Here is an 8,262-nt window from a genome sequence, read left to right on the forward strand (position 1 = left end):
CATAACAAACTCTACGATTATACTTCAACCCAAAATCAGTAAAGTCGTCTATGCCCTAGTATTGTAACACCTTATCGAAAAATTTCCAACATAAGGTGTTCTTTTGACATGCCCTTTTTTAACTAAACAAGTGTCAAAAATAAGACAGCACTCTCGAAATAGCTACTGTCTTGAAAATATTTTTTTAAATCCTTGATAAACTTGACAAATGGTAGAAAAAGGCTCCATAATATCCATGGTGGGTTTACCCACTACAGAAATTATACAGCCAAAATAATACTTAACTCGTGGTGCTAGTTACTCTCAGAATACAATAAAAAGCCCAAAAGGACTATACTGTAAGTGACCAAACAAACAGGAGGTTAGTCCAAATGAGCCACTTACAGTATATCGCTAAATCCCATCACTTACAATGGAATATCAAACAATTATCAAAGATTTGCCATCAGCTATATCGTGATTATTGTCCAGCAGGCTTAAAACACCGTCGTAACGTTAGCTTGTCCAAGGTCTCAGACGAATCCCTACTAGTCTTGCTTCTCTTGCAAGCTGAATTAGGTATTAAGTCACAACGGCATTTTTATCGTATCTGTCAACTCTTTCCTTGCGGACATCTCCTTGAAAGAAGTCGTTTTAATCGGCGAGCAAGACAATTAATTTGGTTAGTCCAAGTCATTAGACAAGCTATGAATGCTCATATTTCTCCTGATACAATAGTTATCATCGACAGTTTTCCTCTACCACTTTGTCAATCTGTCCGTAATTATAGAGTCCGTATTTTTAAAGAAGTGGCGGACATTGGCTATAACGCCTCTAAGCACCTGTGGTTCTATCGGTTCAAAGTCCACATGTTAGTGACCTTATCAGGCTATATTCTGAACTATGTTGTCACACCAGCTTCTGTTCATGATATTAAAGCGGTTCACGAGTTATTAGAAGAATGTGACCAACCCACCATTTTAGCAGATTTGGGCTACCTTAGTCGTGAGCTGAAAAATGATTTGGAACAAAAAGGCTATCAGCTATGGACACCCTTGCGTCAAAATATGACAGGGGCTAAACAACATAATCATTGGAAATTGTTGGCTATGAGACGAACTATTGAAACTCGATTTTCAGAACTTTGTGCTCTTTTTGATGTCGAACAGACATTAACTAGGAGCTTAACAGGATTGCAGTTGAGAATTGAACAAATTATACTTGCTTATAATTTGAGATACTTTGAGATTAACTAGCACCACGAGTATGGTTATATTCGTGTATCAACACGAGACCAAAATATTAGTCGTCAATTAGCAGCAATGCTTCAAGAAGGAGTGAAGGAAGAGTTCTTGTTTATTGATCAGTCTTCTGGTAAGAATTTTAATCGAAAGGGATATAAACGGATGCTGAAGTGTCTTAAAAGGGGTGATGAAATTGTGATTAAGTCAATCGATCGTCTTGGTAGAAATTATGATGAAATCATCAAGCAATGGAATTATCTTGTGAAGGAAAAAAATATAGATATCATGGTGTTAGACTTCCCCTTGCTGAATACAAACCTGAAAATTGATAATATTACAGGAAAATTTATTTCAGACTTATGCCTCCAAGTTTTATCCTATGTGGCACAGGTCGAGCGTGAGAATATCAAGCAGAGACAATTGGAAGGGATTAAGGAAGCAAAGAAAAAAGGAGTTAAGTTTGGGCGTCCGATAAAAAGGCGCCCACCAAATTTTGATCAAATTATGAAGCAATTAGAAACGTCTGAAATCACAATTCAGACGGCATCTGAAAAATTAGGGATCTCCAAATCTACTTGTTATCGATGGATGAAAGCAAGGAAGTCTGATGTAATTAGGAAAATAGGAGAATAAAAATGTAAATTTCTTCTGTATTTTTTATAAAAGGAGTTCAAAAATTAGGATTTTTGGAATAGCTAAAAATAGTAGAAAATCAACTATATTTTGCTTAGTTATCCCTGATTACATATGCTTTAATAATCCTATCCTACTGATTTTTCCACGTACAAAGAACATAACATTAATATATTAACATTTCTATTCCAAAAATCCTAGTTTTTGAAAAAATAGAGAACTTACCTAGAGACATGAGTGTATTTCATGTCTAATATTTTTAATAAATTTAGGGAGGCTAGCAATCTGTAATTGCCCTGATAAGGCAAAATATAACATCAAGAATTAGGTGAAAGCTGTAGCTTGCCTAAAATTTATTAGGAGGAAGAGATGTTTAAAAGAAAAAAAGACCGCTTTTCAATTCGGAAATTTAAGATTGGAGTTGGCTCTGTCTTTTTAGGGTCACTTTTATTAGTTGCACCGCAGGTATATGCTGACACTGGGGAGACAGTCGAGACAGATCCTGCTTCCGAAAATACTGTGCTAGAATTGCCAGAAACTAAATATGAAAGCAACAAGGAAAAACTGGAGCCTATAAGCCAAGAATCTACTACACCTACCCCTATGGCCACAGATTCAACTTCTATCAGTGATAAAATCACAGTGGATAAAAATATATTACTAGATGAGATTGCAGAATTTGATGTTCTAGGAGATTCAGATAAATACCGATATGCAAGCAATAAAAATGCATATGATAGAGAATTATCTAATGCAAAGGCTATCTTACAAAAAGAAGAGGCTACACAAGAAGAAACCAATCAAGCTACTGCTAAACTGGCTGAAGCACGTCAAGCTCTAGATGGAGTTGCTCCAGTAGAGGAAGTAGAACGTGTCGCAGCAACCATTTATAAAGTCACTTATACTGATCAAGAGACTGGAAAGGAAGTTTATGCTACAAGTCATTCTGTCGCTGAAAAGACAACCTTGTCAATCGAACAGCCCAAAGAGTTCCATGTAACGGTTGATGCAAAGACAGATTTGAAGATTCAACCAGCACTTCAAGGCTATAAGTTAGCTACAGACCAAGCAGAGGCTCAAGCTGCAGTAGTAGCTGAGCGTGGTGGACGAAAAAATCTTGTCAACTTCAATATTGTCCGTGATAACCAAGTAGCCGCTGACAATAACGAAACAGGTGGTTATACTGGATTTAGAGCACTTCCGAAAGAAAAAACTGTCGGTGAATATAATTACGCTTCAGGTGGAGATGCGGCTGGAAATCAAACCTTCAAAGATGAGTCAAAAAAAGATCATGAAAACCTGAAAAAACAAATAACTTGGTTAGACTGGGGAGATGATAAGTCCGCACATAATTTGAAAACGTTGTCAAATGGTGACAAAGCGTTGCAAGTCGGCTCCTACTTTGAAAAAGAACTCTTCCCAGGTTATGTTATCCGAGTGGAAGTAACTGGTCTGAAACCATTTCAGGCTTCAGACATTTATAAGAAGCGTGTGGAGGGGACAGATGCAGAAGGTACCTATGATCCAAATGCTTTCAACTCACCTATTTCTAATAAAGATGTTCATAAAGAGATCGTTGTCAAACAACAGAGCATGTTGTGGTCTTCAGCTCGTAAATTAGGTATTGATGCAGGAGCTAAACCAGTTGTTACATTTAATGATGATGGAATCAATATGGGAGTACAATTCAAACTTTCAGCTACGTATCTGAATCGTAAAGTTGCAGCTAATATCTTAATGGCGACTGGAGAAGAAGCCGGAGCTAGGGAAGTAGAAATGTATACTGCTAATGGGAAACCATTTGAACTTTTGGGTGAGCTATCTAATGAAAAGACACAAGGTTCTTATTATCCGCTAAGCTACAATAGCGCCTTACTAGCACTTAAAAATGGCGCAGAGGATGCGGCACGTAGAAATAATACAACTCCTGTTGCGATTCATCCTGCCTATATTGGAAATGTCAATCCAGAAGCGTCTCGTATTACAGTTGCAGGTCTTGCAAGTGAAGGAAATATAGTATATGGTGATGGCATTGGAACCAATATATTTGGTCCAGTTCGTACAAATCAAGACAATCGATCTCTTCCAATTGTGATTTCGCGTAATGCTAGTGAAGCAGCGGTTTACATGATAACAGAAGGGCAACAAGGACTTATGTTGGGGGTGGTTCCTTTCGATGAAGGGGATGCACCAGCATCATACGGAGAAGCTTCTCACCTTATCTCTGATAAAGTTTCTCAGCCATATCTTGGAAGTGTAAAAGCCGACTTGGATATTGCAGCAGAAGATGCACCAAAAGAAAAATTTAAAACAGATGACCTGTTTAATACAAGTGATGAGGGAGCTCGACAGTTAGTAGGAGATGACGAACTCCATGTAACATCTAGTGGTGAAGAGACCTATAAACTTCATAAAGCAGCTGAAAAAACCTATACCCTCAGAATAAAAGCGAGTCCAAATCAAAATCCTACGGCATATGCTTATGCCTGGGCGGATTTCAATAATAACGGAAAATTTGACGATGGAGAACGTTCAGAGTTAGTAACAGTCACTGGAGAAAATCAATATGACCTTACTTGGACTAACGTTCCACAAATGGCCGATCCATCTGTTACCAAAGTAGCAGTTCGTGCTCGTATTGCCCTAAACCAATATGATATTGAAAAACCAACAGGAATTGCCTACACAGGGGAAGTAGAAGACTTTGAAGTTCAAGTGACGCATCCACCACGAGGAGATAAGGAAGGAACCTCGGGCTACGTAGGCGAAGAACAATCCATGAATATCGAGTTCAAAGTCGGTGGAGCTAATCCTGTCAAAGATAGTTCAGGAAATGGACGAATTGAGTTTACTGCCTATGGTCGTCGTGAATATGACTTTGATAAAGATAATCTCATTGAAGATAATCAACAAGTGAAAATTATTGATCCAGAGGGCAATTCAGTCGATACTTGGACTGAACCAGGTCAAGGTACCTATACTGTCGATGGTAAGAAAATTACCTTTACACCAGAAGCTACCTTCATAGGAAAAGCCAAAGGGGTGGTACTACGTGTAACAGACAAAAATGGGGTTCACACAGGTTGGACAGCTGATAAAAGCAATGCTTCTGGAACGACACTTGAGAATGTGAATGACGGAAGTCATACATGGAAAACTCCTAGTATGGATGCAGTTTATATCCCAACTGTTATTAATAACAAACCGAAAGGAATTCCTGCTGAAACAGAAGGACCTCAAGGAGTTGCTCAAACAACAGATGCAAATGCGATGTTCAAAGAGTATACGACTGATGATCAAGGAGAGCCAACAAATACTGTAACAGATAAAGAAAAATTAAATCCTGCATCATTAACATTATTAGATGCTTCAGGACAAAAAACAAAAACTGTAACGGTAGACGGTCAAGGAACCTATACTTTAGGAGATAATGGGGTAATTACATTCCAACCATTACCAAGCTATACAGGAACAGCTACACCAGTTAAAGTTCAGATTGCTGATGCAAGTGATGATACTGCTGAAACAACTTACACACCAACAGTAAAACCAATTACACCAACAGCAGCTGAATCAACAACTTCAAATATCCAAGGAGCAGTACAAACTTCTCCAATTGTATTCGGTGATGATAGCCATCCGAACTCAGTGAACTTCAAGTCAGGTGCTGAATCAGCTCCGATTGATAAATCAGCGGTGACCTTGTTAAATGCTGGCGGTGAACCAGCTGAAAGTGTAGAAGTAACAGATCCAACAACAGGTAAAAAAATTGGTACGTACACACTTGAAGGTGAATCAGTCGTCTTTACACCAGAAAAAGACTTTGTCGGTGAAGCACCAGCTGTAACGCTTCAAGCGAAAGATGCGAATGGTACACCGGTTACAACAACTTACACACCAACCGTTACTGCTGTTGAACCAACAGGTGCACCAGCAGTATCAACAGGTAAACAAGGACAACCACAAGAAGGGACTCCAACATTTAAAGGTGGCAATCCAGGAGTACCAGTGAATGTTTCAGCTGAAAATCCAGCTAAATTTATTGATCCAGTAACGAACCAACCAATTGATGGAACTGAACTCCCAGCGATGAAAGATGGTGAAATTGTTGGTAAGTATACAATTGATAAAGAAACTGGTAAAGTGACCTTCACACCAAACAAAGACTTCGTAGGAACACCAGATCCAATCACTGTTGAAGCGAAAGATGCGAATGGCACACCAGCTAAAGCTAAATATACACCAACCGTTACACCAGTTGCGCCAACTGCAGATCCATCAACAACTTCAAATATTCAAGGAGCAGTACAAACTTCTCCAATTGTATTTGGTGATGATAGCCAACCGAACTCAGTGAACTTCAAGTCTGGCGATGCAGTTGCTCCGATTGATCAATCAACAGTAACGTTGTTAAATGCTGAGGGTAAACCGGCTGAAAGTGTAGAAGTAACAGATGGAACTGGTAAGAAAGTGGGTGCATACACACTTAAAGATGGTTCAGTCGTCTTTACACCAGAAAAAGACTTTGTCGGTGAAGCACCAGCTATAACGCTTCAAGCGAAAGATGCGAATGGTACTCCGGTTACAACAACTTACACCCCAACCGTTACACCAGTAACCCCAACAGGTAAAGATAAAACTTCAACAGGTAAACAAGGACAAACGCAAGAAGGAACTCCAACATTTACCGAAGGTGACCCAGCTGTACCAGTGGAAATTTCAGAAAGCAATCCAGCTAAATTCGTTGATCCAGTAACGAAACAACCGATTGATGGAACTGAACTTCCAGCGATGAAAGATGGTAAAATTGTTGGTAAGTATACAATTGATCTAACAACAGGTAAAGTAACGTTCACACCAGATAAAGATTTCGTAGGAACACCAGATCCAGTAACAGTTCAAGCGAAAGATGCGAACGGAACACCAGCAGAAGCAACATACACACCAACGGTTACACCAGTTGTACCAACAGCAGAACCATCAGCAACGACAGGTATTCAAGGAGCTAAACAATCATCTCCAATTGTCTTTGAAAAAGATGATACTGCTAAATCAGTGAACTTCAAAGACAGTGATCCAGACGTTAAAGTGGATCCAGAATCAGTCACTTTATTGGATGCTGACGGTAATCCAGCTGAATCTGTAACGGTAACCAAAGACGGTAAACCAGTCGGAACGTACACAATCGAAAATGGTGCAGTCGTATTTACTCCAGAAAAAGATTTCGTGGGAGAAGCACCTGCTGTAACAATTCAAGCTAAAGACGCGAATGGTACACCAGTTAAAACAACGTATGAACCAACCGTAACACCAGTGAAACCAACAGCTGAAAATGCAGAATCAACAGGTAAACAAGGACAAACGCAAGAGGGAACTCCAACATTTACCGAAGGTGACCCAGCTATACCGATGAGTAATGAACCAGCTAAGTTGATTGATCCTAAGACAGGTGAAGAAGTAACAAGTGTTACAATTCCAGGCGAAGGAACCTACACTGTTGACCCAACAGGTAAAGTAACCTTCACCCCAGAAAAATCATTCACAGGTAAAGGAACAGGTGTAACAGTTAAACGTACGGATGAAAATGGTACACCAGTAACGGCTAAGTACACCCCAGCAGTTACTCCAGTAACCCCAACAGGTACACCAGCAGAATCAACAGGTAAACAAGGACAAACGCAAGAAGGAACCCCAACATTTACCGAAGGTGACCCAGAAGTACCGATGAGTGATGATCCAGCTAAGTTGATTGATCCTAAGACAGGTGAAGAAGTAACAAGTATTACCATTCCAGGTGAAGGAACATATACTGTTGACCCAACAGGTAAAGTAACCTTCACCCCAGAAAAATCATTCACAGGTAAAGGAACAGGTGTAACAGTTAAACGTACGGATGAAAATGGCACGCCAGTAACAGGTAAGTACACACCAACAGTTACTCCAGTAACACCAACGGGAGATAATGATACTTCAACAGGTAAACAAGGTGAAAAACAAGAAGGAACTCCAACGTTCAAAAATGGCGATGGTACGCCACTTGTTCCAGACGCTACTAACCCAGCTAAGTTAATTGATCCTAAGACAGGTGAAGAAGTAACAAGTGTTACAATTCCAGGCGAAGGAACATATACTGTTGACCCAACAGGTAAAGTAACTTTCACCCCAGAAAAAGATTTCACAGGTACAGGAACAGGTGTAACGGTTGTTGCGAAAGATAAGAATGGCACACCAGCTAAGGGAGTGTACACACCAGGAGTTATTCCAAATACCCCACCAACGGGTGAATCACCAACAGTGACAGTACCACAAGGTAGCACCCCAATCAGCGATAAAGATTTGATTGCCTCTGTCATTCCAAATGACAAGGAAGATGGTAAAGACGTTACCGTCACTATCAAGAATAATC

3 protein-coding genes are annotated in these 8,262 nt (G+C 39.7%); all 3 read left to right on the forward strand.

The window, feature by feature from the left end:
• The first annotated feature begins 371 nt into the window (after positions 1–371).
• Positions 372–1,235 carry an IS982 family transposase gene (locus ABPH35_RS09585; protein WP_368849770.1) on the forward strand — a complete coding sequence of 288 codons (864 nt, stop codon included), beginning with the start codon at positions 372–374 and terminating at the stop codon, positions 1,233–1,235.
• Between the two features lie 18 nt (positions 1,236–1,253).
• Positions 1,254–1,856, forward strand: a complete 603-nt coding sequence (locus ABPH35_RS09590) for a recombinase family protein (protein WP_349989521.1) — start codon at positions 1,254–1,256, stop codon at positions 1,854–1,856.
• A 369-nt stretch (positions 1,857–2,225) separates the two neighbouring features.
• Positions 2,226–8,262: GEVED domain-containing protein (locus ABPH35_RS09595; RefSeq protein ID WP_368849771.1), on the forward strand; the 6,037-nt coding region annotated here is incomplete at its 3' end.

It is taken from the genome of Streptococcus handemini (assembly GCF_040984445.1).
GTDB lineage: Bacteria > Bacillota > Bacilli > Lactobacillales > Streptococcaceae > Streptococcus > Streptococcus handemini.

What these genes read in the sequence shown, in the direction of transcription:
- ABPH35_RS09585 (WP_368849770.1), top strand. Translation starts at nt 372, where the DNA reads ATGAGCCACTTACAGTATATCGCTAAATCCCATCACTTACAATGGAAT.